General features: G+C 65.1%; 20 protein-coding genes and 1 riboswitch. Of the genes, 11 read left to right on the plus strand and 9 right to left on the minus strand.

Annotated elements, in window-relative coordinates; genetic code table 11:
• Positions 1–144 precede the first annotated feature (144 nt).
• The 4 genes from DIZ22_RS18200 to DIZ22_RS18215 all read left to right on the plus strand — a co-directional run bounded on the left by DIZ22_RS18200 (position 145) and on the right by DIZ22_RS18215 (position 5,928).
• Positions 145–2,433 (plus strand): CDC48 family AAA ATPase, encoded by a 2,289-nt coding sequence (locus tag DIZ22_RS18200; protein ID WP_170978461.1) that lies wholly within the window; start codon positions 145–147, stop codon positions 2,431–2,433.
• 140 nt (positions 2,434–2,573) lie between these two features.
• Positions 2,574–3,221, plus strand: a complete 648-nt coding sequence (locus tag DIZ22_RS18205; RefSeq protein ID WP_010335491.1) for a methyltransferase domain-containing protein — start codon at positions 2,574–2,576, stop codon at positions 3,219–3,221.
• A gap of 100 nt (positions 3,222–3,321) precedes the next feature.
• Entirely contained in the window at positions 3,322–4,425 is a 1,104-nt protein-coding gene (locus DIZ22_RS18210; RefSeq protein WP_048936779.1) for a helix-turn-helix transcriptional regulator, read from the plus strand.
• Between the two features lie 237 nt (positions 4,426–4,662).
• Positions 4,663–5,928, plus strand: coding sequence for a glutamate-5-semialdehyde dehydrogenase (locus DIZ22_RS18215; protein ID WP_048936778.1), 1,266 nt, complete (start codon positions 4,663–4,665; stop codon positions 5,926–5,928).
• 26 nt (positions 5,929–5,954) lie between these two features.
• Here the strand turns inward: DIZ22_RS18215 and kdsA are convergent, their stop codons facing one another.
• Positions 5,955–6,782: a 3-deoxy-8-phosphooctulonate synthase gene (gene kdsA / locus DIZ22_RS18220; RefSeq protein ID WP_048936777.1), complete on the minus strand. Its 828-nt coding sequence runs from the start codon at positions 6,780–6,782 to the stop codon at positions 5,955–5,957.
• Positions 6,783–6,787: 5 nt separating this feature from the next.
• On the minus strand, positions 6,788–7,081 hold the full coding sequence (locus DIZ22_RS18225; RefSeq protein WP_004209421.1) for a hypothetical protein: 294 nt from the start codon (positions 7,079–7,081) through the stop codon (positions 6,788–6,790).
• 21 nt (positions 7,082–7,102) lie between these two features.
• On the opposite strand from DIZ22_RS18225, the gene DIZ22_RS18230 reads away from it, so the two are divergent.
• Complete coding sequence (locus DIZ22_RS18230; protein WP_048936776.1) at positions 7,103–8,227, plus strand: hypothetical protein; 1,125 nt, start codon at positions 7,103–7,105, stop codon at positions 8,225–8,227.
• Positions 8,224–9,591: a cytochrome P450 gene (locus tag DIZ22_RS18235; protein WP_048936775.1), complete on the plus strand. Its 1,368-nt coding sequence runs from the start codon at positions 8,224–8,226 to the stop codon at positions 9,589–9,591. The genes DIZ22_RS18230 and DIZ22_RS18235 overlap by 4 nt, the downstream gene beginning before the upstream one ends.
• Positions 9,592–9,677: 86 nt before the next feature.
• On the opposite strand, the gene DIZ22_RS18240 is transcribed toward DIZ22_RS18235, so the two are convergent.
• From DIZ22_RS18240 to DIZ22_RS18260, 5 genes are read right to left on the minus strand one after another with little or no spacing between them, the layout of a single operon-like run.
• The gene (locus tag DIZ22_RS18240; protein WP_048936774.1) at positions 9,678–10,031 is read right to left on the minus strand and encodes a hypothetical protein; all 354 of its coding nucleotides are present in this window, start codon (positions 10,029–10,031) and stop codon (positions 9,678–9,680) included.
• 13 nt (positions 10,032–10,044) lie between these two features.
• A complete protein-coding gene (locus tag DIZ22_RS18245; protein ID WP_007706813.1) occupies positions 10,045–10,227 on the minus strand; it encodes a hypothetical protein in 183 nt (60 codons plus the stop codon).
• Positions 10,224–11,129 carry a transglutaminase family protein gene (locus tag DIZ22_RS18250; RefSeq protein ID WP_048936773.1) on the minus strand — a complete coding sequence of 302 codons (906 nt, stop codon included), beginning with the start codon at positions 11,127–11,129 and terminating at the stop codon, positions 10,224–10,226. The genes DIZ22_RS18245 and DIZ22_RS18250 overlap by 4 nt, the downstream gene beginning before the upstream one ends.
• Positions 11,126–13,609 (minus strand): circularly permuted type 2 ATP-grasp protein, encoded by a 2,484-nt coding sequence (locus DIZ22_RS18255; RefSeq protein ID WP_048936772.1) that lies wholly within the window; start codon positions 13,607–13,609, stop codon positions 11,126–11,128. The genes DIZ22_RS18250 and DIZ22_RS18255 overlap by 4 nt, the downstream gene beginning before the upstream one ends.
• Positions 13,610–13,612: 3 nt before the next feature.
• Positions 13,613–16,957 (minus strand): transglutaminase family protein, encoded by a 3,345-nt coding sequence (locus DIZ22_RS18260; RefSeq protein ID WP_048936771.1) that lies wholly within the window; start codon positions 16,955–16,957, stop codon positions 13,613–13,615.
• Positions 16,958–17,286: 329 nt separating this feature from the next.
• Here DIZ22_RS18260 and DIZ22_RS18265 point away from each other — a divergent pair, with 329 nt between their 5' ends.
• Together DIZ22_RS18265 and DIZ22_RS18270 are read left to right on the plus strand one after the other, a co-directional pair.
• Entirely contained in the window at positions 17,287–17,490 is a 204-nt protein-coding gene (locus DIZ22_RS18265) for a hypothetical protein (protein ID WP_048936863.1), read from the plus strand.
• Positions 17,491–17,639: 149 nt separating this feature from the next.
• A complete protein-coding gene (locus DIZ22_RS18270) occupies positions 17,640–17,996 on the plus strand; it encodes a DUF805 domain-containing protein (RefSeq protein ID WP_137406043.1) in 357 nt (118 codons plus the stop codon).
• 71 nt (positions 17,997–18,067) lie between these two features.
• Here DIZ22_RS18270 and DIZ22_RS18275 read toward each other — a convergent pair whose 3' ends face one another.
• Complete coding sequence (locus DIZ22_RS18275; protein WP_048936770.1) at positions 18,068–20,164, minus strand: prolyl oligopeptidase family serine peptidase; 2,097 nt, start codon at positions 20,162–20,164, stop codon at positions 18,068–18,070.
• A gap of 22 nt (positions 20,165–20,186) precedes the next feature.
• Positions 20,187–20,471: a hypothetical protein gene (locus tag DIZ22_RS18280; RefSeq protein ID WP_234415687.1), complete on the minus strand. Its 285-nt coding sequence runs from the start codon at positions 20,469–20,471 to the stop codon at positions 20,187–20,189.
• Positions 20,472–20,580: 109 nt separating this feature from the next.
• Positions 20,581–20,688: riboswitch (TPP riboswitch) on the plus strand.
• A gap of 55 nt (positions 20,689–20,743) precedes the next feature.
• On the opposite strand from DIZ22_RS18280, the gene thiC reads away from it, so the two are divergent.
• The 3 genes from thiC (at position 20,744) to DIZ22_RS18295 (ending at position 23,217) form a co-directional block, all read left to right on the plus strand.
• The gene (thiC, locus tag DIZ22_RS18285; RefSeq protein ID WP_048936769.1) at positions 20,744–22,639 is read left to right on the plus strand and encodes a phosphomethylpyrimidine synthase ThiC; all 1,896 of its coding nucleotides are present in this window, start codon (positions 20,744–20,746) and stop codon (positions 22,637–22,639) included.
• Positions 22,640–22,733: 94 nt separating this feature from the next.
• On the plus strand, positions 22,734–22,967 hold the full coding sequence (locus DIZ22_RS18290; RefSeq protein ID WP_010335477.1) for a DUF4160 domain-containing protein: 234 nt from the start codon (positions 22,734–22,736) through the stop codon (positions 22,965–22,967).
• Positions 22,951–23,217 (plus strand): DUF2442 domain-containing protein, encoded by a 267-nt coding sequence (locus tag DIZ22_RS18295; RefSeq protein ID WP_004209434.1) that lies wholly within the window; start codon positions 22,951–22,953, stop codon positions 23,215–23,217. The genes DIZ22_RS18290 and DIZ22_RS18295 overlap by 17 nt, the downstream gene beginning before the upstream one ends.
• Positions 23,218–23,277 lie beyond the last annotated feature (60 nt).

A 23,277-nucleotide genomic window follows, 5' to 3' on the forward strand; every position in this document is an offset into this window, starting at 1 on the left:
TTTCAGGCATCCTCTCCTATAAACTTTCCGGGCTGGCGCTTGCGCCGGCCCTTTTTTTGTTCCGGGCATAACGAAGCACGGCCCCTTTCCCTCACCCCCGGCGTTACCTATCTTCGTTTCGCAACCAAAAGGACGGGGATGACCATGGCCGATCAGGACAGCAGCGGACGCAGGATTCAGGTCGCCAATGCGCGGCCGGAGGATGCCGGGCGCGGTTTGGCGCGGCTTCCGCTGACGGTAATGGCCGAATTGCAACTGGCCGAAGGCGATGTTGTCGAGATTGTCGGCAAGCGATCGACTCCGGCGCGGGTGGTGCGCCCCTACAAGGAAGATGAAGGTCTGGACGTGCTGCGCCTGGATGGTTTGCAGCGCGCCAATGCCGGCGTCGGCTCGGGCGACTTCGTCCAGTTGCGCAAGATCGATCCGCGTCCGGCCCAGCGCGTCGTGTTCGCGCCTGCACAAAATAATCTCCGTCTCCAGGGCAATCCCGATGCGCTGAAGCGCGTTTTCTTTCAACGCCCCCTCGTCGCGGGCGATGTCGTCGCCACCGCCGGCCAGCAACAGGTGCCGCCCGGCGACATGCCACCCCATCTGCGCCAGATGCTGGCGGCGCCGGCCTATGCGCTCCAGGAAATCCGCCTGATCGTGGTGTCGACCGTGCCCAAGGGCATCGTCCATATCGACGCCGAGACCGAGGTGGAGCTGCGCGCGGAATATGAGGAGCCGCGCGAATCCCGCCGCGCCGACGTCACCTATGATGATGTCGGCGGCATGGCGGAAACGATCGACCAGCTGCGCGAGATGGTCGAACTGCCGCTGCGCTATCCCGAATTGTTCGAGCGGCTGGGCGTCGATCCGCCCAAGGGGGTGATGCTCCACGGCCCGCCGGGCACCGGCAAGACCCGGCTGGCCCGCGCCGTCGCCAATGAATCGGAAGCCGAATTCTTCCTCATCAACGGACCCGAGATTATGGGTTCGGCCTATGGCGAGTCGGAAAAGAAGCTGCGCGACATTTTCGAGGAAGCGGCCAAGGCGGCGCCCTCCATCCTCTTCATCGACGAGATCGACTCGATCGCGCCCAAGCGTGGCCAGGTGACCGGGGAGACGGAAAAGCGCCTCGTCGCCCAGCTTCTCACCCTGATGGACGGGCTGGAGCCGCGCACCAATCTGGTCGTCATCGCCGCCACCAACCGGCCCGAGGCGATCGACGAGGCGCTGCGCCGGCCCGGCCGGTTCGACCGCGAAATCGTCGTCGGCGTTCCCGACGAACGCGGCCGGCGCGAAATATTGGGCATCCATACCCGCGGCATGCCGCTGGGCGACCGGGTCGACCTCGCCGAACTGGCGCGCATGACCTATGGCTTTGTCGGCGCCGATCTCGCTGCGCTGACCCGCGAGGCCGCGATCGAGACGGTGCGCCGGCTGATGCCTCGCCTCAATCTGGAGGAAGGCATGATCCCGCCCGACGTGCTGGAGGATCTGTCCGTCACGCGGGAAGATTTCCTCTCGGCGATCAAGCGGGTCCAGCCCTCGGCCATGCGTGAAGTGATGGTGCAGGCGCCCAATATCGGCTGGGCCGACATTGGCGGCCTGGACGATGCGCAGATGCGGCTCAAGGAAGGGGTGGAACTGCCGCTCAAGGATCCCGACGCCTTCCGGCGCCTGGGCATCCGCCCGGCCAAGGGCTTCCTCCTCTATGGTCCGCCGGGCACCGGCAAGACCTTGCTGGCCAAGGCGGTCGCGCGTGAGGCGCAGGCCAATTTCATCGCCACCAAGTCGAGCGACCTCCTGTCCAAATGGTATGGCGAGAGCGAGCAGCAAATTGCCCGCCTGTTCGCCCGCGCGCGTCAGGTGGCGCCGACCGTCATCTTCATCGACGAACTGGACAGCCTGGTCCCCGCCCGTGGCGGTGGCCTCGGCGAGCCGGCGGTGACGGAGCGGGTGGTCAACACCATCCTCGCCGAAATGGACGGGCTGGAGGAATTGCAGTCGGTGGTCGTCATCGGCGCCACCAATCGGCCGACCCTGGTCGATCCGGCGCTGCTGCGCCCCGGCCGCTTCGACGAACTCATCTATGTGCCGGTGCCCGACCAGGCCGGCCGCAAGCGCATCCTGGCGATCCATACCAAGAAGATGCCGCTGGCGTCCGACGTCGATCTGGATCAGCTGGCGGCCCGGACGGAGCGGTTCACCGGCGCGGACCTGGAGGATCTGTCCCGCCGGGCCGGCCTGATCGCGCTGCGCCAGTCGCTGCGGGTCGAAGCCGTCACCATGGCCCATTTCGAGGCGGCGCTGGAGGAAACCCGCGCCTCTGTGACGCCGGAAATGGAGCGGGAATATGAGCAGATCCAGGCGACCTTGAAACAGAGCGCGATGCAGGTCGATCCGATCGGCTTCATCGCGCCCGGCATGCTGCGCGCCCGCGAACGCTGATGGACTTGGGATAAGCGCACGGCCGACGGTGGGTGAACCCATCGCCTGGCCGCGCGTTCTATCCCGTGGCGCGCAAAGCCGCTTGCCAGCGGACATCAATTTTGCGAGGCCGATTCTGTTAGTCAGTCAGGCGGATTTTGATGGCCTCCCTACCGTTCAAAGACAAGAAGACCAGGATTTCGACGCGCGGTGGCAGCCGCTCCTTCCGCAGCCAGTGGGCCATGTTCTTCCGCCAGTTCATGAAGCATCCTGGCATGATCGGTTCGGTCATCCCCTCCTCGTCGCAACTGGTCGCGCGCTCGCTGGACGGCGTCGACTGGGCGCGGACCCGCCTGTTCGTCGAATATGGTCCGGGTGTCGGCACCTTCACCCAGGCCATTCTCGATCGCATGCACCCCGACGCGATCCTGCTGGCGATCGACCTCAATCTCGATTTCGTCGCCTATCTGGAGGATGCGATCGACGACCCGCGCCTGCGCGTCGTTCATGGCTCGGCCGCCGACGTGCGCCGCTTCGTCAAGGAAGCGGGCTATCAGAAGGCGGATTACGTCCTTTCGGGCCTGCCCTTCTCCACCCTGCCGGCGGGCGTGGGCGAAACCATCTGCGAAGAGACGCGCGCCGTGCTGCGGCCGGGCGGCAGCTTCATCATCTACCAATATTCGCGCTATGTCCGCCGCCTGATCGACCCGCTGTTCGGCCAGGTCAGCGACGAACTGGAATGGCGCAACATTCCCCCCTGTCGCCTGTTCCGCGCGGCCAAGGACGAAGCGCTGGCCCAGGCGGCCTGATCTGTATTAATATCTGGCAGAAATTACGTAATTCAGCCTGCTGCGCGTTTGACTCCGCGATCGACTTGAGCAACCAATTGCTTGGGGACAAGGGGGTTATATGGCGTCTTATTACGCCGAAGGCAGCGACCCGTGGGCCGACCTCTTTCTGTCGGCTGCGCTGGAGCCGCATCTGTGGGATCAGGCGATCCGTGCGATGGCGCAGGCGACGGGGTCGCGCCATGGTCAGTTGATCGGCTTTGGCCATGGAGCTGCCGGCTTCAACTGGATCAGTGATGTAGAGCCGGATATTGTCGACAAGTCGGCAACCATCGATGGGGCCGCGCCCGATCTCAATTTCCGCGTCGCGGCCGATCAATTGTCCGGGCGCCCCGAAATCGTCCACGAAGCCCATTATGACATCGCCCGGCAGAGCCTGCGTTCTGCCGACTATCTCGATCTGTGCAGCGATTATGATATTTTCGACGGCTGCCAGACCCGGCTTTTCGCTGGTCCCGACATGATGATCGGCCTGGCGCTCTTGCGTGGTCGCAAGGATGGCCGGACCGATCAGGACCAGCGCGACCTGTTCGCCCATGTCGCTGGCCATGCCCGCAACGCCGTGCGGTTGCAGCGCGCGATCGAGCATCAGGGATTCGCGCTGCTGGCCGGCACGTTCGAAACCATGGACCGCGCCTGCTGGCTGCTCGACGCGACGGGGCGGGTAGGGGGCATGACACCGCGCGCCGAAGCCCTGCTCTCCACCAGCCGACTGCGGGTCGGTGATGGCTGGTTGCAGAGCGAACGGAGCGACGAGACGCGCGCCATCCTGCGTTCGGTCCGGGCCGTGGTCGACGCGCCCGCGCGGGAGGCTGATCCGGTGGCGCTGGCCGACGCGGATGGGGGCGTGGGCATCATGCTGGAATTTTTCCCGCTGCCGTCCCGGCCCTGGTCGCTGCCCTTCGCGCCGCATGCGATCATCGTCGCCCGCGTGGGCGCGCCGACCGAGCGCCATGTCCGCCTGCTGATGCGGACCTTCCGCCTGACCCCGGCTGAAGCGGATATCGCCATCCATCTGGCCGCGGGGATGAGTCGTGCCGATATTGCCGCGCGGCGCGGTGTTTCGGCGGAGACGCTCAAGGCTCAGTTGCGCTCCATCTATGACAAGACGGGCTGCAACCGGGAATCGCAACTGGTCCGCATCGTCGGGATGATGAGCAGCTGAGTTACGGATTTTATTGCGAAAATTACGCAATTTACCCCCAATGGGGTATGCGTCAGCCGCGCAAAAAGGCTAAGCGAATCGATAAGGCAGGACCATCTTGCCGGCCGACGGCCGATCCATATGCGACCCATGGGTCGGCCGCCGGCAACCGCTCCCTGCCACCTTCCCGCTTCGTCAGGGTTCCGTCCCGCGACATTTTCGTGCTAAGCCGCTGCCGGATTTGAAGCGAGATTACCGATGAACGACCTGACGCAGACCCCCGAAATGCTGATCGCGCAGATGGGCGCGCGTGCGCGCCGCGCCGCCGCCCTGCTCGCGCCAGCCGGGGACGCGCAGAAGGTCGACGCGCTGCGTCGCGCGGCCCAGGCTCTACGCGACCAGACGCCCGCCATCCTCGCCGCCAATGCGCGCGACATGGACAATGGCATCGACAATGGCTTGTCCGCCGCGATGCTCGACCGGCTGCGGCTGGACGAGGACCGGATCGCCGCCATGGCCGCCGGCGTCGATCAGGTGGCGACCCTCGACAATCCGCTCGGCAGCGTGATCGACGCCAGGGTGCGCCCCAACGGGCTGGAACTCAGTCGCGTGCGCGTGCCCTTGGGCGTCATCGGCATCATCTACGAAAGCCGCCCCAACGTCACCGCGGACGCCGCCGCCCTCTGCCTGCGCGCCGGTAACGCCGTGATCCTGCGCGGCGGCAGCGAGGCGAAGGAAAGCAACCGCGCCATCCACGCCGCCATGGTGGAGGGGATCGCCGCCGCCGGCCTGCCAGCCGAAGCGGTGCAGCTCATTCCCACCACCGATCGCGCCGTGGTCGGCGCGCTGCTGCGCGCATCGGATTTCGTCGACCTCATCGTGCCGCGTGGCGGCAAGAGCCTGGTCGCGCGGGTGCAGGAAGAGGCGCGGGTGCCCGTGCTCGCCCATCTCGACGGCATCAACCACAGCTATGTCGATGGCGCGGCCGATCCCGCCATGGCGGAAAGCCTGGTCCTCAATGCCAAGCTGCGCCGCACCGGTGTCTGCGGTTCGACCGAAACGGTGCTGATCGACCGCGCCTATGCCCATGCCCCCGCGCTGGTGCAGGCGCTGCTCGACGCCAAATGCGAAGTGCGCGGCGATGAGGCGGTGCAGGGGATGGACGATCGCGTGATCGCCGCTTCGGATGAGGATTGGGATACCGAATATCTCGACGCCATCGTCTCGATCCGGCTGGTCGACGGCGTGGAAGAGGCGATCGCCCATATCGCCGCCCATGCCAGCCATCATACCGACGCGATCATCACCGAGGATGCGGCGGTCGCCGAACGCTTCCTCAATGCCGTCGACAGCGCAATCGTGATGTGGAACGCCTCGACCCAGTTCGCCGATGGGGGCGAGTTCGGCCTGGGTGCGGAAATCGGTATCTCGACCGGCCGGCTCCACGCGCGCGGCCCGGTCGCGCTCGAAGGGCTCACCACCTATAAATGGATCGTGCGCGGTCGCGGCCAGGCCCGACCGTAAGGCGTTTTCGGGGTGAAGGGGGAAACTTACCCCTTCACCACCCTATCGATCGCCTTCAACTGCTTCAGCATCGGCCCGACCCAGTCGAGCTTCAGCATCACCGGCCCGTCCGACGGCGCATTGTCCGGGTCTTCATGCGCCTCCGCGAAGATCGCCGCCACGCCGGCCGCTACCGCGCTGCGCGCCAGCAGGGGCGCATAGTCGCGCTGGCCACCGGAGGCCGATCCCAGCCCGCCGGGCTGCTGCACCGAATGGGTGGCATCGAATACGACGGGATAACCGGTTTCCGCCATCACCGGCAGCGCGCGCATGTCGCTGACCAGCGTATTATAGCCGAAGCTCGCGCCGCGCTCGGTCAGCAATATGCGCTCGTTGCCGGTCGACGCGACCTTTTGCGCCACCGCCGCCATGTCCCACGGGGCCAGGAACTGCCCCTTCTTCACATTGATCACCGCGCCGGTCTTGCCGGCCGCGATCAGCAGGTCGGTCTGGCGACAGAGAAAGGCCGGGATCTGCAGGATGTCCACCGCCTGCGCCGCCGCCTCCACCTGTTCGGGGCCATGAATGTCGGTTAGCACCGGACAGCCCAGCACCGCCTTCACCTCGGCCAGGATCGCCAGCCCCGCGTCGATGCCGACCCCGCGCTTGCCCGATACCGATGTGCGGTTCGCCTTGTCGAAACTGCTCTTGAAGATGAAGGGCACGCCCGCATCCGCCGCGGCCTTCGCCAGCGCATCGGCCATGAACAGCGCATGGTCGCGGCTTTCGATCTGGCAGGGGCCGGAAATCAGGACGAAGGGCAGGTCGTTGCCGAAACTGATCGGGCCGACCTTCACATGCTTGGGATCGCTCATGGCGCTCACTTGGGCGCCTTTGCGAAGCGGCGCAACAATTGTCCGCGCCACAGCCCCTTGCCGGGATGATAATTCCAGCAGAACCAGCCAAAGGTCAGGCAGGCGAGCAGCGAGGGCAGCGCCATCGGATCACCATTGGCCTTCATATGGCGATAGAATGTCATGTCGGCGCGCCAGCGGTCGCGCTCACTGCCGCCGCCATTGATGCCATACATATTGTCATGCTTCCTACAGCCGACATTCCGGTTGTATTTGCGATGGTCTATGAAATAGCAGTAGTCGCGTTCGGGCGTGGTCATGTCCCGATTAGGACCGGGGCAGTGCAGAAATTCAAGCGTAAAGTCTTTTACCTAGGTGGTTTTGATCCGCGCGGCGTCCGTTTCTATCACCAGCTTTACCGCGATCAGGCTGCCCGCTACACCGCGCTGACCGGCGAAGCGGTGGAGGTCAGCGCGCGCCGCGCCGGCCCCGCCAACAGCGCGATCTGGACCGTCACCAACGCCAGCGCCGGGGTCGAGACCGACTATGAATATCTCCGCTGGGAAGACCTGATCGGCAAGGTCTGGATCCGCCATCCCTTCACCCTCGCCTGGCGCGCGGCTCGTGCCTATGCCGGCCATGCCCGGCTGATGCAGTTCGGGCGGATGCGCAAATTGCGCCGCGGCCCGGTCATCACCATCCTCTATCCGCCGATCCTGGCCGTGCTGATCCCACTGCTGCTGGCGCTGGTGCCCGCGCTGCTGCTGTCGCTGCTGCTGCCCTTCTGGATCGCCGCGCTGGTCGGCATCGGCATCAGCGCCTTCTTCTCCGGCCGCATCCTCGACAAGCTGGTCGTGCCCTGGCTGCTGCGCTTCATGACCTATCATGGCGCGCTCGCCGCCGACGGGCCGGGCGATGATCTCAATGCCCGGCTCGACCAGTTCGCCGCCCGCGTCGCGGCGGAGCTGGACGGCAACTGGGACGAGATCCAGCTCGTCACTCACAGTGCCGGCACCATATTGGGCATGAGCCTGCTGCGCCGCATCCTCGCGCTGCGCAGTGGCGTGCTGCCCGACCATTTCGTCATGGTCGGCATGGGACAGGTGGTGCCGGTGATCGGCCTGCGCCGCGACGCGCGCTGGTATCATGCCGACCTGAAAGCCCTGTCCGACCAGCATTTCCGCTATGTCGACATCAGCTCGCCGCCCGACGGCGCAGCCTATTACAATGTCAATCCGCTGCGCCTTGTCGCCGATCAATTTGCCGCGCGGGTGGACATGCTATCGCCGCGTTTCCATCTCTTCTACTTGACCGAAAATTATCACGGGGGTTGGTCCAACAAATATGAGGCGCATTTCGATTATCTCAGGGTCGGCGACCGCCTGTCGCCGCTGGATTTCGTGAGCCTTACCGCCGGCCGCCGCACCGTGGACGAAGCTGTCGCCGCCTTCCGGACGATCCCGTGAGCGCGCCCTTCACGCCGCCCTATCCCGAGCCGCCCAAGTCGAAGCGCGGCCTGATCAAACGGTTCCTGCGCGGCTGGCACAGCTGGATCCATGTGCTGTTCGACAAAAGCTATACGATGAAGATGGGCGAGATCCGCATGCCGGGTCAGACCATGTATATCGCCAACGAACTGCCGCTGGTGGACAAGATCCTCAAGGGCGGCACCGCCTTCCCCAAGCATAGCGAACTGGTCCGCAATCTCGATCCGCTGATCGGCAATTCGGTCTTCTCCGCCAATGGCGAGGATTGGGAAAGCCAGCGGGCGATGGTCAATCCCGCCTTCGCCCATACCGCGCTCAATCGCTCCATGCCGCTGATGGTCGCCGCCGCCGACGATCTGCTCGCCCGGCTCGATGCCGCCGATCGCACGAAGCCGGTCGATATCGACCCGATGATGACCCATGTCGCGGCCGACATCATCTTCCGCACCCTCTTCTCGCAGACGCTGGACGAGGAACGCTCCAACATCATCCACACCGCCTTCGGCCGGTTCCAGCGGCTCGCCCATTCGGCCTCGATGCTGCGCCTCTACGGCATTCCGGCTGGCTGGTTCGAAAAGCGCTCGAAAGGGCCGGCCCGCGCCATCCATGACGTGTTCCGTCCGATCGTCGAAGCCCGCTACGAAGGCTATCATGGCCGGGGCGAGGCGCCCCATCGCGACATTCTCCAGTCGCTGATCGAGGTGCAGGACGCGCAGACCGGCGCCCATTTCACCTGCGAACAGGTGATGGAACAGGTCTCGACCATCTTCCTCGCCGGCCATGAAACCTCGGCCAGCACCATGACCTGGGCGCTCTACATGCTCGCCGAATGCGCCCATATCCAGGATCGGGTGCGCGCCGAAGTGGCCGGCATCGCCGGCGACGATGTGCTGACCGCGCCGATGCTCAAGGATATGGGTCATGTCCGCAACATCTTCCGCGAAACGCTGCGCCTCTATCCGCCGGTCGCCTTCTTCCCGCGCGAAGTCACCTGTCCGATGGAGATGCGCGACAAGAGCCTTGAGGAAGGATCGATGCTGGTCGTCGCGCCCTGGCTGACCCAGCGCAACAAGGATAATTGGGCCTGCCCGCACGCCTTCGATCCCGACCGGTTCGATGACCCGGCCAATGCCGACATGGTGAAACAGGCCTGGTTCCCCTTCGGTCGCGGCCCGCGCGTCTGTGTCGGCGCCGGCTTCGCCCAGCAGGAAGTGATGACCGTGATCGCCTCGGTCATCCGCTGCTACCGCCTCACCATGCCCGCCGGCTTCAAACCCGAACCCATCAGCCGCCTCACCATCCGCCCCAGGACCGGCATGAAGCTGCTGTTCGAGCGGGTGTAACTTTATCCCTCTCCCGCGTGCGGGAGAGGGAGGGGCCCGCCGCGTAGCGGTGGGAGGGTGAGGGCTTTCACCGATGCGCGGACCAGTCATTTGCCGTGAAAGGCGTCGATGATCTGTCGTTCCGTGAGTTTTTGCTCTCGTGCCCACTGGATCAGGAACTCGGCCAGATAAGCGTTGATCGGTTCGTCACCCCTTGTCAGGCCGACGGAAAGGCGCAGGCATCCTTGCTCGTTAGGCGATTGTGACTGGATCGAGGCCCATAGCATATCTCGCAATGGCGCCATGGAGTCGGGGCTATCCCGCCGATCAAACGCCACCAATATATTTCGTTGCAGAGGACTGATCAGCGGCATGTGCCGATGCAGCGCACGAATAACGGGCCACGTCCTCGGCGCAATAGTCCCGGAATCGATCTCTTCGATGAGGGAGTCGGCGTTCATGGCGCCGTCCCAATCACTTCCCGCCCTGCGCCGCCGGCAGTTCCACCTGCACCTGCGTCGGGATCGGCGCGGCCATGATCGCGATCCCGGCGACGATCCCCAGCACGCCCCACACCCAGCGCTTCGCGCGCAAATCCATGACGCCGCGCGCCAGGCAGTAAAGGCCGGCCAGGACCAGGATGATGGCGGCGATCATGCGACTTCCTCTTTTGCCTTTTCGTCTTCTGGCACGACATCGACGGCAACGCTGATGCTCTGGCCCGATCCGCCGACGAACAGCCCGTCCATCGGCGCGACATCGGCATAGTCGCGGCCCATGGCGATGAACAGATGATCCTCGCCGGTGATGACGCCATTGGTGGGGTCGAAGCCGATCCAGCCGCGCGTCGGCCCGCACCACAGCATCACCCAGGCATGCATGGCATCGGCGCCGACCAGCCGGGGCATGCCCGGCGGCGGATAGGTGCGCAGATATCCGCTGACATAGGCGGCGGGCAGGCCAGCGAGGCGCAGCGCCACCACCATCACATGGGCGAAATCCTGGCACACGCCATGGCGCGCGGCAAAGGCGTCGGCCACCGGCGTGCCGGCATCGGTGGCGCTGGGGTCATAGGCGAAGTCCGCCTTGATCCGCTGCGCAAGTTCCCATGCCGCCGAGACGATCGGCCGATCGGGCGCCAGCATGTCGCCCGCCCAGCTGCCGATCGCGTCCAGCATCGGCGCGCGGGGCGAGGCATAGAGATATTGCGCGGGGGCAGAGGCGCTGATGTCGCGATCCGCCAGCGCCGCGCGCGCCACCATGGCGATGCTGGGATCGTCATCCTGCGGCAGGATCGGCGCGCCGCCCGCCACCCCGGCGCGGAACTGGCTCTCGATCGTCAATTGCCGCAATGGCTGGTCGATCACCAGTCGCTCGACATGCACCGGCCAGGCGCCCGGCCGCGCCTCGATCGACAGCGGCGCAGGATCGACGCTCAGGGCATAGTCGGCGGTCCATTGCCCGGCCCAGGCCATCGGCCGCAAGCGCAGATTGAAGCGGGCGACCCGCACCGGCGCGCCATAGCGCAATATGCTTCTGTGCCGGACATGGTAGATCATGACAGAAGCTCTGCGCCCTCGACCTTTTCCGTCTTGCGGACCTGCAGGAAATAGCGCTGGCCGATCGCGTCGGACAAGGCGAGCAGCCGGCTTTCGATATCGGTCAGCGCCGCCATGGTCAGCATGTCCCCGGTCAGCGGCGCCAGCGTCGCCGCCAGCGCGCCGGCCAGCCGCTGCGGTTCCTCCGGCATGCCATCACCGCGCAGCGTCGGCAAAGCGGCGACATGCTCGGCAATGCGCTGCGCCTGATAGGCGATCGATCGGGGATTCTGCGGCTCCAGCGCCACCAGATCGCGCACCGGCGGCAGCGACGGGCCGGTCAGATAGCGGTTGCGATAGCTGATCTGGCTGTCATGCAGGTCGAGCAGCACGGTCAGGTCGTCGGCCGTCGCCCAGTCGCTGCCCAGCAGCAAGGTCAGCCGGGATCCGGTGATCGCCCGCTCGATCCGCCGCCCCATATCATGGAAGCGCCAGCCCTCGGTGCGCGCCATATTCTCCGCCGCCAGGCCCGACAGCGCCGAAATCCGTTCGATCATGCGCGATGCCGCATCCAGCAGCGTCTCGGTCACCGCCCCGTCGAACGCCGGCAGCGGCAGGCGCACCAGCCGCCAGAAATCGGTCGCCAGCCGATCGCGCAGCCCCTCGCCGATATTGGCGACCACGCCCATCAGCGCGCGCACGCTGCCCGGCTGGCGCGCATCGCCCAGCGCCTGCGCGCATAGGGCACCGACCGGCTGCGCCGCGTTTCCGGTCGCGCCCCACAGCGCCAGCTGTCCCGCCAGCCGCGCCATGGTCGGCGAATCCGACGACGGCCCCATATCGACCTCGATCGATTCGCCGATGACCGCGCGGATCACCCGCAACGTCATTTCGGTCCGCTCGATATAGCGGCCCAGCCAGTAGAGATTGTCCGCCGCCTTGGTCGGCAACAGCCCGCCGATCCGCCGGATCGCCGGTGCGCCGCCATCGCCTAACAGCGTATCGGGCGGCACCGGCTGGCTGTCGATCACGCACATGTCCGCCGACATGTCGCCCTCGCCCATCAAGGCGGCGCGAATATCGCCATGCGCGGCCAGCCGGGCAAAGGCGCCGGGCATGATCCGCCATTGGCCCAGCCCATCGCGCGCCACGAACACGCGCAGGGTGAAGGGCAGGGGCGTCAGCCGCCCGCCGACGATCGCCGGGGTAGTGGACAATTTCACCACTTCCTGCCCGACATAGTCCATCGGCCGCCGCGCCATCGCCTCCAGCAGGGTGGCGCGCTGGTCCGCGTCCAGCGTCGATCCCTGCACCGACCGCGCCGGTCCAAGCCCCGCCGCATCCCGGTCGAATGCCGCCCCCACCAGCAACTCGTCCAGATGGCCGGTCACATGGCCGCGCTCGCGCTCCTGCCCGCACCACCAGGTGGCGATATTGGGCAGCAGCAATTCGGTGCCCAGCAACGCTTTCGCCAGTTGCGGCAGGAAGGCGGCAAAGGCGCGCGCCTCGATCACGCCCGCGCCCGGCCAGTTGCTGACCATCAACCCGCCGCGCGCGCAGGCATCATACAGGTCGGGCACGCCGATCCGCGATTCCCCGTCGAACGCCAGCGGGTCGAGGAAGCGGCTGTCCATCCAGCGCCACAGCCCGTCGATCCGCTTCAGCCCCTCGATCGTGCGCACGAACAGGCGCCCGTCGCTGACGATCAGGTCATCGCCCTCGACCAGCATCAGGCCCAGATAACGGGCCAGATGCGCCTGTTCGGCATAGCTCTGGTTGAACCGGCCCGGCGTCAGCAGGCCAATACGCGGATCGGCGCGCTGGCAATCGACCGCCAGGCCCCGGCGCAGGTCGGCGAAGAAGGGCGCCAGCCGCCGCGTGTTCATCGCGCCCAGCAGATCGCCGGTCGCGCGCGACAGCGCCAGCCTGTTCTCCAGCGCATAGCCGACGCCTACGGGCGTGCGCACCCGGTCGGCCAGCACCCGCCATTCGCCGTCCGGCCCGCGTCCCAGATCGGCAGCATAGAAATGGAGATAATGGCCACGCGGCGGCGCCGCCCCGGTCATCACCCGCCAATAATGCGGGCTGCCGGTCACCACGGCGGCGGGCAGCTTGCCCTCGCGCACCAGGCTCTGGGTGCTGTAGATGTCGCTGATCACCCGCTCCAGCAGCTCGGCCCGCTGCATCAGCCCCTGCTCGATCCGGGTCCATTCGCCAGCGCCGATCAGCATCGGGATCGGGCTCAGCGGCCAGGGCCGCTCCTGCTCGTCGCCGGTCAGGCGGAACGCCAGGCCCAGATCCTGCGCCTGCCGCTCGACATTGCCGGCCAGCGTCGCCGGATCGCCCTGTCCCTGTTCCGACAATCGATCCAGCATCGCCCGCCAGCGTGGCGCCATCTCTGCCGGCGCCCCGGCGAACAGGTCGCCGCCCGACGCGCGCGCCAGATAGTCGCCGGCCCAGCCGGACGCTTCGAGACCCGGCAGGACAGGCGAGTCGGTCATCGTCTAATATTCGGGATGCCTGAACCGAAGGTCCAGCGTCATCGGAAATTCGCTTGGGGGCTCGGCCGGCGGCATGTCGACGGGGCCGGGCGTATGGCCATGATCCTGGAACCGCGCCTTGCGCCGCGCCTCCGCCTCATAGCTGTTGATCGGCACATCGTCATAATTGCGCCCGCCCGGATGGGCGACATGATAGACGCAGCCGCCCAGCGACCGCCCGCTCCAGCTATCGAAGATATCGAAGGTCAGCGGCGCATTGGCGGGCAGGTTGGGGTGCAGGCAATTGGCCGGCGCCCATGCCTTGTAGCGCACGCCGCCCACCGCCTCGCCCGGCACGCCCGTTGGCGTCATCGGCACCCGCCGGCCGTTGCAGCTGACGATATGGCGCCCGGCGACCAGGCCGGACACGCGCACCTGCAACCGCTCGGTCGAACTGTCGACATAGCGCACCGTGCCGCCGATCGCGCCGGTCTCGCCCAGCACGTTCCACGGCTCCAGCGCATGGCTGATTTCCAGCCCGACGCCGCCGGCCTCCACGCTGCCATGCACCGGGAAGCGGAACTGGCGCTGCGCCTCGAACCAGTTGGGATCGAAATCATAGCCCGCCTGGCGCAGGTCGTTCAGCACTTCCAGGAAATCGGCCCAGACGAAATGGCCCAGGAAGAAACGGTCGTGCAGCGCCGTGCCCCAGCGCACCAGATTGCCCTGCTGCGGCTCGCGCCAGAACCAGGCGGTCAGCGCGCGCAGCAGCAATTGCTGGGCCAGGCTCATCTGCGGGTCTGGCGGCATCTCGAACCCGCGAAACTCGACGAGGCCCAGGCGCCCGGTCGGGCCATCGGGCGAGAACAGCTTGTCGATGCAGATTTCGGTGCGATGGGTGTTGCCGGTCACATCTACCAGCAGGTTGCGGAACAGCCGGTCCACCAGCCAGGGCGGCGGCAGCTTGTCCGCGCCGTCACGCACCGGATTGGGCACCTGCGCCAGCGCGATCTCCAGCTCATAGAGGCTGTCGTGCCGTGCCTCGTCGATGCGCGGCGCCTGGCTGGTCGGGCCGATGAACAGGCCGGAAAACAGATAGGAGAGGGAGGGGTGCCGCTGCCAGTAGAGGACGAAGCTCTTCAAGAGGTCCGGCCGGCGGATGAACGGGCTGTCGTTCACGCTTGCCCCGCCCAGCACCAGATGATTGCCGCCGCCGGTGCCGACCGACCGGCCATCGACCATGAACTTGTCGGCGGTCATCTTCACTTCGCGGGCATCCTCATAGACGCCCTGCGTGATCGCCACCGTTTCCGCCCAGCTTGTTGCCGGCTGGATATTCACCTCGACCACGCCGGGGTCGGGCGTCACCTTCAGCACGTTGACGCGCGGGTCGGACGGCGGGGCATAGCCCTCGATCCGCACCGGGATGCGGGTCGCCTCGGCCACCTTCTCGACCTCAGCAATCAACTCCAGATAATCGTCCAGCGTCTTCACCGGCGGGATGAAGACCGACAGGAAATTGCCGCGCGGCTCGACCGTGACGGCGGTGCGCACGGCGCCTTCGATGAACACCTGTTCCTGCCGGTCCTGATGCTCGGCCTGCGCCACTTCGGACCGCTCGAACCGTTCCGCCGGCGCGCTGGTTTCGGCTTCCGCCTCGGCACGATAATCGGCCAGCGGTTCACGCGGTTCGCTCGTGTCCTGCGGGTGGATATAGGGAAAATCGGACGGTGGCACATAGGGCAGGGTGCCCAGCGGCAGGCGGTATCCCAGTGCGGAATCCCCCGGCACCGCGAACAGCGCCTTGCGCCGTACCTTCCACACCTCGCTCTGCCAGCGCGGCGCACTCGCCTGCGTCTGCCAGCGCTGGATCGGCAGCACATAGCCGACCGTCTTGCTAAGGCCGCCCTCGAACGCGCGCACCATCCGGCTGCGCTCCTCGGGATTGTCGAACTTGGGGTCGCCCGGCTCGGTATTGGCGGGCAGTTCCGCCTCCTTCACCGACCAGGCCAGCGCATCCTCATACACCGGCTGGACGAAATCCGTCTCAACTCCCAGCCCGTCCGCCATGGCGGTCAGGAAGCGGCCGGCATCCTCGGCGGTAATGGTCGTATCGCCCGCCTCCGGCTCGCCCGCGATCAGCCCGGCATCGCGCCAGATCGGCACGCCGTCCGCCCGCCAGTAGATGGAATAGCCCCAGCGCGGCAGGCTTTCGCCCGGATACCATTTGCCCTGGCCATGATGCAGCAGCGCGCCCGGCGCAAAGCGGTCGCGCAGCCGCCGGATCAGCCGGTCGGCATAGCCCGCCTTGGTCGGCCCGACCGCATCGCCATTCCATTCGCCCGCCTGCGGGTCGTCGACCGCGACGAAGGTCGGCTCGCCGCCGGTGGTCAGCCGCACATCCTGTGCGATCAGGTCCGCGTCCACCTGTTCGCCCAGCGCCATCAGCGACGCCCAGCGCCCCTCGGTAAAGGGCTTGGTGATCCGTACCGCCTCGGCAATGCGGCTGACATTCATCGCAAAATTGAAATCGACCTCGGCCGGCTCGGCCATGCCGCTGATCGGGGCGGCGGACCGATAATGGGGCGTGGCGCAGAGCGGGATATGCCCTTCGCCCGCGAACATGCCGCTGGTCGCATCAAGCGCGATCCAGCCGGCGCCGGGCACATAGGCTTCGGCCCAGGCATGCAGGTCGACCACATCCTGGGTGACGCCCTTGGGCCCCTCGATCGGCTCGACATCGGCAACCAGCTGGATCGAATAGCCCGACACGAAACGCGCGGCAAAGCCGAGGCGTCGCAGCAGCTGCACCAGCAGCCAGGCGGAATCGCGGCACGATCCGGTGCCGATGTCCAGCGTCTCCTCGGGCGTCTGCACGCCGGTTTCCATGCGGATGACATAGCCGATGCGCTGCTGCAGCTTGCTGTTCACATCGACCAGGAAGTCGATCGTCCGGCCCTCGAACGACGCATGCTGCGCGACCAGCGCCTCGAACAACGGCCCCTGCGCCTCGACATCATAATAGGCCGCCAGGTCCGTCCCCAGCGTCTCGTCATAGGTGAAGGGGTAATTTTCCGCATAGGGTTCGACGAAGAAGTCGAACGGGTTGATGATATCCAGATCGGCCAGCAGGTCGACCTCGATACTGAAATGATCGACCGGATCGGGAAAGACGATCCGCGCCAGCCAGTTGCCGTGCGGGTCCTGCTGCCAGTTGAGGAAATGGTTCGCCGGCTCGATCTTCAGCGCATAATTGGGGATCTTGGTGCGACTATGCGGCGCGGGCCGCAATCTTATCACTTGCGGACCCAGACGGATCGGGCGGCTATAGCGATAGGCGGTCAGGTGGTGCAGCGCGGCCTTGAGCATGATGCGATCAGAAACCACGCTTTGCTGCAATGCAATGCGAAACTGTCGCCTCGACAAAGATTCTCGCAATTTCCGTTCGCGTCAGCCCCGGCCATCCCCTCATTTAACCGACGTCATCCCGGACCCTTCGACAGGCTCAGGGCAGGCTTGATCCGTGATCCATTCGGCGCTTTCGCGCGGGTGTAACGCCGAATAGATCCTAACTTCCGTCAGGATGGCGCAGGTCGAGATTGGCAGGGAGCGACCATTTTTTGCCGGTCGATAGGCTTCAAGGCCTTCCTGATAGCGGACATCAAGCGATAAGGCTAAAACGGCGGAAGGAGACCACCATGCCCACCGTCGAAGTGTTTGAAAAAGATGAGATGACACCCCTCTTTCAAGGCGATTTCTCTTTTTTGCCCCGGATAGGGGAATACATCTCCAAGGATGCGGGAGGGTATTTCGACTACTACAATGTGGTTGAGGTCTGGCATCGCGAAGAGGGCGCAACTGGCGTCTTTCGAGCGTGCATTCGTGTTGAAATCAACGACTAGGCCATAGCCGGCGATAGGCAGCATACGACCATTTTTAGACGTTCTCGAAAAATAAGGAAATGTCCGAAAACAGCCATCTGCTCCGGCATCATAGCCGTACGGTTTCATAGGTGATATGCGGACGATAAATTCGACACGTGGAGATTGACTTGAAAGCATTCGCAGAGCGCTCCCGCTACCGCCCCGCATCGGCAGCGCTGTTCGTGATGTCCTATATTGCTCTGGCTGGAATTTTCGCTGGAGTTCCTAGCTGGCTTTGCTTTCTAATCGCTGCGGCCGCTTGGATCGCTTTGGCAACCATTACTCTCCATCGTCTGCGTGATAGTGGGCTCTCGGGCGCATGGATTTTATTGATGATCCTGAAATTTGGTGTCGGTCCTGATTGGCACCTTTCGGATTATGTGACGATGGATATCGGCGGCTCCATTCTCGCATGCGTGCCAATCATTCTAGGCTGGATTTTCCCTGCCAAGCATAACGGCAGCTATAGCTCTTCAGCGAACTGAAACCTGACTTTCCGCTACCCACCCATCCCGGCCATTCGGTCCGCACTGGATTTGTCCACGCGGCCTGGCCCCTATTTCCCCTCCAGCCTTTGGCTGAAATAGACCATCTGCATCGCCTGCAACCGCGCACCCTGTTCGATATCGGCGTCGCCCGAATGGCCGCCGGCGGTGTCCTCGTAGAAGAGATAGGGCAGGCCATAGTCCTTCAACCGCGCGGCGAACTTGCGCGCATGCTGCGGCCCGACCCGGTCGTCCTTGGTCGTGGTCCAGATATAGGGCGTGGGATAGGCCACATCCTTGCGGATATTGGCATAGGGCGAGATTGTCTCGAGGAACGCCTTCTCCTCCGGCACCGACACGCTGCCATATTCATCGACCCAGGATGCGCCGGCGGCGATCTGTTCATAGCGGATCATGTCGAGCAGCGGCACCTGGATCACCACCCCGTTCCACAGCTCGGGATGCTGGTTGAACTCCACCCCCATCAACAGCCCGCCATTGGACCCGCCATAAATGCCGAATTTCTGCGGGCTGGACAGTTTGCGCGCAAAGATATCCTGCGCCACCGCCGCGAAATCATCATAGATGATCTGGCGCTTGGTCTTGAGGCCCGCCTCATGCCAGGCCGGGCCGAACTCGCCGCCGCCGCGGATATTGGCCAGCACGAAACTATTGCCCCGCTCCAGCCACAGCTTGCCGGTGATCGCGGCATAGCTGGGCGTCATCGGCACCTCGAAGCCGCCATAGGCGGTCATGATCGTCGGCGTGCTGCCGTCGGGCGTCATCCCCTTCTTGTGGACGATGAAATAGGGAATTTTGGTTCCGTCGGTGGACGTCGCCTCAAATTGTTCGACCACAAGGCCCGCCGCATCGAACCGCGCCGGCATCGCCTTGACCTGTACCGGCTTCGGGTCGGCCGCGTCCATCGCCCACAATGTCGTCGGCGCCAGGAAGCCCGCGACGCTCAGATAGACCTGGTCGCTCTTGTCGGATGCGGCGACCGTGCTGATCGTCGCGTTGTCGGGCAGGTCGACCGGCTGCGCGGTCCATCCCGTGGCCCCGCGCGCATAGACCCGCACCCGCCCGCGCACATTGTCGTTGAGGCTCAGCACGACCCGATTCTTCGTCGCCACCACCCCGTCGATCGACTGGCGCGGCGTCGGCGCGAACAGGATTTCGGGGGTCAGCACGCCGCCATCCTGCAAGGCTTTCAGCGCCACGCTCGCCAGCGCGCCCGCCGGCACGGTCACGCCGCCGCTAGTCCATTCCTCGCTGGTCTGGATCAGCACCTGCCCGTCGACCATGCCCTGCAACTGGCTTTTGGCCGGCAGCGCCAGCCGCTTCGTCCCCTGCGCCGTCAGCAACCAGGTCTCGTTGCCGAAGAAGGTGACGCCGCGAAACAGGAAGGCGGCCCGATTGCCCTGCCCATCGCTCAGCAGGATGGGCATCGACATAAGCTGGTCGCTCGCCGCGCCGCGAAACACTTCCTGCGCGTCGTCCAGCTTCTGCCCGCGCTTCAGCGTCTTGACGACAAAGGGATAGCCCGACTTGGTCAGGCTGTCCGCCCCCCAGTCGCGCGACAGGAGGAGCGTATCCTTGTCCAGCCACACCGCATTCTGCTTGGCGTTGGGAATGTCGAACCCGCCCGGCACGAATGTGCCGTCGACCAGGTCGAACTCGCGCAGCCGCACCGCATCCTCGCCGCCATCCGATAGCGCCAGCAGCGCGATCCGTTCCTCGGGGTCGAGGATCACTGCGCCCTTCCAAACCCATTTCCTGCCTTCCGCCTTGGACAGCGCATCCAGGTCCAGCACGGTCGTCCAGCTCGGCGACGCCGACGCATAATCGGCCTCGGACGTATAGCGCCATACGCCCTGCGGATGGTCGGCATCGCGCCAGAAATTATAGATGCGGCCATGGATCAGCATCGGCATCGCGATCCGGTCCTTGGCCGATGCGATCGCCAGCGCGTCTTTGAAATAGCCGGCATAACGCGGATCGCCCTGCAGCGTGGCGACGGTCGCCTTGTTCTCTGCCTCCACCCACTGCATCGCGCGCGGCCCGGTCCAGTCCTCCAGCCAGACGAACGGATCGTCGGCCGGAGCGGGGGCGGGCGCGCCAGCGCCGGTCAGCAAGGCAGCAGAAACCATCGTCAAAAACCTCTTCATTGCGCCCCCCCCTTTGTTGTCCTCAATCCCGCGCGAGCTGGCCCTTCAGATAGCGCCGCCGCAACACCGCGCCCGCCACCAGCAAGGGCAGCGACGCGGCACAGGCGATCAGCCCCAGCAGCATCGGTGACCAGCCCATCAGGCTGTGGACGCCAAAGGCCGAGGGCAGGATCAGCAGCAGCGCCCCCAGCGTCAGCAGCCACAGCCCCCAGCGCCGCGGCCGTACCGCCACCATCCGCATCTCGTGCCGCAACGCCTTGCGCCGGGCCTTCTCGGAATCGGGATGGGGTGGGGCGCTGTTCTGCACGATCGGCCTCTTGCTGGATATTCTTCCAGTTATGGTCTCCATCGCCCCGGCGCAAGGCGATCGGCTCGCGAGGGGCTTCCCCTGCCGCCGCGCTTGCGCTATCCATTGCCCATATCCCCGGGGGACCGTCCGCAGACGGTTGAGAGGCGGCTTTGTGGCCGCGACCCGCTGAACCTGATCCAGTTGACACTGGCGTAGGGAGGGAAGCGCGTCGTGCCACTCATCCCGTGACACCACCCGCACTCTCTCTCCGCCTGAAGGAGAGAGACAATATGGCAGATGTCCCCGCCCGCACCGAAATGCGCGTCACGACCGGGCCCATTCGCGGCTCGAAGAAGATTCATGTCGGCCCGCGCAAGGTCGCCATGCGCGAGATTCATCTGGAGCCGGGCAGCGGCGAGCCGCCGGTCCGCGTCTATGACACCTCCGGCCCTTATACCGATCCGGATACGCATATCGACATCATGGCCGGCCTCCAGCAGCTTCGCCGCGACTGGATCCGCGATCGCGGCGATGTCGAGGAATATGACGCGCGCGAGATCAAGCCGGAGGATAATGGCCTGAAAGGGCCGGACCGTTCGGGCGGCGTCCAGCCCTTCCCGAACGTGGTGAAGCGCCCGTTGCGCGCCAAGCCCGGCGCCAACGTTTCCCAGATGCATTATGCCCGCCGCGGCATCATCACCCCGGAAATGGAATATGTCGCCGAGCGCGAGAATCTCGGCCGCGCCCGCCTCGCCGAATATGTCCGCGACGGCGAAAGCTGGGGCGCGTCGATCCCCGATTATGTGACGCCGGAATTCGTGCGCGATGAAGTCGCCCGTGGCCGCGCGATCATCCCGTCGAACATCAACCACCCGGAATCCGAGCCGATGGCGATCGGCCGCAATTTCCTGGTGAAGATCAACGCCAATATCGGCAACTCGGCGGTCGCCTCCGATGTCGCCTCCGAAGTCGACAAGCTGGTCTGGTCGATCCGCTGGGGCGCCGACACGGTGATGGACCTGTCGACCGGCCGCAACATCCACGACACGCGCGAATGGATCATCCGCAACTCGCCCGTGCCGATCGGCACCGTCCCCATCTATCAGGCGCTCGAAAAGGTCGGCGGCATCGCCGAAGACCTGACCTGGGACATTTTCCGCGACACGCTCATCGAACAGGCCGAACAGGGCGTCGACTATTTCACCATCCATGCGGGCGTCCGCCTCGCCTATATCCCGATGGCGGCGAAGCGCGTCACCGGCATCGTCTCGCGCGGCGGATCGATCATGGCGAAATGGTGCCTGGCGCACCACAAGGAGAGCTTCCTCTACGATCATTTCGACGAGATCACGGAGATCATGAAGGCCTATGACATCGCCTATTCCCTGGGCGACGGCCTGCGCCCCGGCTCGATCGCCGACGCAAACGACGAAGCGCAATTCTCCGAACTCTACACGCTGGGCGAACTGACCCACCGCGCCTGGAAACAGGATGTGCAGGTGATGATCGAAGGGCCGGGCCATGTGCCCATGCACAAGATCAAGGAGAATATGGAAAAGCAGTTGCAGGTCTGCGGCGAAGCGCCCTTCTATACGCTCGGGCCGCTCACCACCGACATCGCGCCGGGCTATGACCATATCACCAGCGGCATCGGCGCGGCGCAGATCGGCTGGTATGGCACGGCGATGCTCTGCTACGTCACGCCCAAGGAGCATCTGGGCCTGCCCGACCGCGATGATGTGAAGGTCGGCGTCGTTACCTACAAGCTTGCCGCCCACGCCGCCGACCTTGCCAAGGGGCATCCGGCCGCCAAGGTCCGCGACGACGCGCTCAGCCGCGCGCGTTTCGAGTTCCGCTGGCGCGACCAGTTCAACCTGTCCCTGGACCCCGACACCGCCGAACAATATCATGACCAGACGCTCCCGGCCGAAGGCGCCAAGAGCGCGCATTTCTGCTCGATGTGCGGCCCCAAATTCTGCTCGATGAAGATCACACAGGAAGTGCGCGACTTTGCCGCCAAGAAGAACCAGCCCGCTGACGGTTTCCTAGAAGCCGGTCTCACCGGCGCGGAAGTCGCCGAAGCCAGCAAGGCCGCCGCGTTGAAAGGCATGGAAGAGATGAGCAAACTCTTCAAGGAAACCGGCAGCGAACTCTATATGGGCGCCGGCGGCAGGGAGCATGATTGAGGCTTTGGCACCCGGTAACTTTCTCGATTTTACCGGGTGATCCGCTCACCGCTTCATTATAGATGGTTCGGCATCCTATGGGGAACCGTGACCGATGCCGACCATCTTGCGCCTCGATGGCTATCGCTTCTATTTCTACAGCCACGAACCCAATGAACCGCCCCATGTCCATGTCGACAAGGGCGGTGCTTCGATCAAGGTCTGGCTAGACCCTATATCCCTCGCAAGGAACACCGGCTTTCGTCGCCAGGAGATAAATGGCATAATCACGATGGTGGAGGCCCATCGGGCGCGCCTGCTGGAGGCTTGGCATGAATATTTCGGCTAGGATCACCGACGAACGTGTTGCCGATGTTCGCTGCGATGCGGATAGCCTGATCGTCGACCTGATGGACGGTCGGACCATCTCTGTCCCCCTTGCCTGGTATCCACGCCTTGCCAGCGCGACACCCGATCAGCGTGCCGTTTGGGAAGTCGCCGGTGGTGGCTATGGCATTCATTGGCCGGATATTGACGAGGATCTCAGCACGGAAGGATTGCTCCGGGGAGCGCCTGCGCCGGTACACCATGCTCGGTAAGCCTTCAGACTATGCCGAGTTTGCGGCAGCAATGCTGCTGGCCGAGCGGATCATGTGTGA

The sequence above is a fragment of the Sphingobium sp. LF-16 genome (assembly GCF_003711185.1).
Lineage (GTDB): Bacteria > Pseudomonadota > Alphaproteobacteria > Sphingomonadales > Sphingomonadaceae > Sphingobium > Sphingobium yanoikuyae_A.

Coding starts and splice junctions, on each gene's coding strand:
- DIZ22_RS18250 (WP_048936773.1), bottom strand. CDS start 11,129: ATGATCTACCATGTCCGGCACAGAAGCATATTGCGCTATGGCGCGCCG.
- DIZ22_RS18295 (WP_004209434.1), top strand. CDS start 22,951: ATGAATATTTCGGCTAGGATCACCGACGAACGTGTTGCCGATGTTCGC.
- DIZ22_RS18200 (WP_170978461.1), top strand. CDS start 145: ATGGCCGATCAGGACAGCAGCGGACGCAGGATTCAGGTCGCCAATGCG.
- DIZ22_RS18290 (WP_010335477.1), top strand. CDS start 22,734: ATGCCGACCATCTTGCGCCTCGATGGCTATCGCTTCTATTTCTACAGC.
- thiC (WP_048936769.1), top strand. CDS start 20,744: ATGGCAGATGTCCCCGCCCGCACCGAAATGCGCGTCACGACCGGGCCC.
- DIZ22_RS18255 (WP_048936772.1), bottom strand. CDS start 13,609: ATGACCGACTCGCCTGTCCTGCCGGGTCTCGAAGCGTCCGGCTGGGCC.
- DIZ22_RS18265 (WP_048936863.1), top strand. CDS start 17,287: ATGCCCACCGTCGAAGTGTTTGAAAAAGATGAGATGACACCCCTCTTT.
- DIZ22_RS18240 (WP_048936774.1), bottom strand. CDS start 10,031: ATGAACGCCGACTCCCTCATCGAAGAGATCGATTCCGGGACTATTGCG.
- DIZ22_RS18210 (WP_048936779.1), top strand. CDS start 3,322: ATGGCGTCTTATTACGCCGAAGGCAGCGACCCGTGGGCCGACCTCTTT.
- DIZ22_RS18215 (WP_048936778.1), top strand. CDS start 4,663: ATGAACGACCTGACGCAGACCCCCGAAATGCTGATCGCGCAGATGGGC.
- DIZ22_RS18260 (WP_048936771.1), bottom strand. CDS start 16,957: ATGCTCAAGGCCGCGCTGCACCACCTGACCGCCTATCGCTATAGCCGC.
- DIZ22_RS18225 (WP_004209421.1), bottom strand. CDS start 7,081: ATGACCACGCCCGAACGCGACTACTGCTATTTCATAGACCATCGCAAA.
- DIZ22_RS18275 (WP_048936770.1), bottom strand. CDS start 20,164: ATGAAGAGGTTTTTGACGATGGTTTCTGCTGCCTTGCTGACCGGCGCT.
- DIZ22_RS18245 (WP_007706813.1), bottom strand. CDS start 10,227: ATGATCGCCGCCATCATCCTGGTCCTGGCCGGCCTTTACTGCCTGGCG.
- kdsA (WP_048936777.1), bottom strand. CDS start 6,782: ATGAGCGATCCCAAGCATGTGAAGGTCGGCCCGATCAGTTTCGGCAAC.
- DIZ22_RS18205 (WP_010335491.1), top strand. CDS start 2,574: ATGGCCTCCCTACCGTTCAAAGACAAGAAGACCAGGATTTCGACGCGC.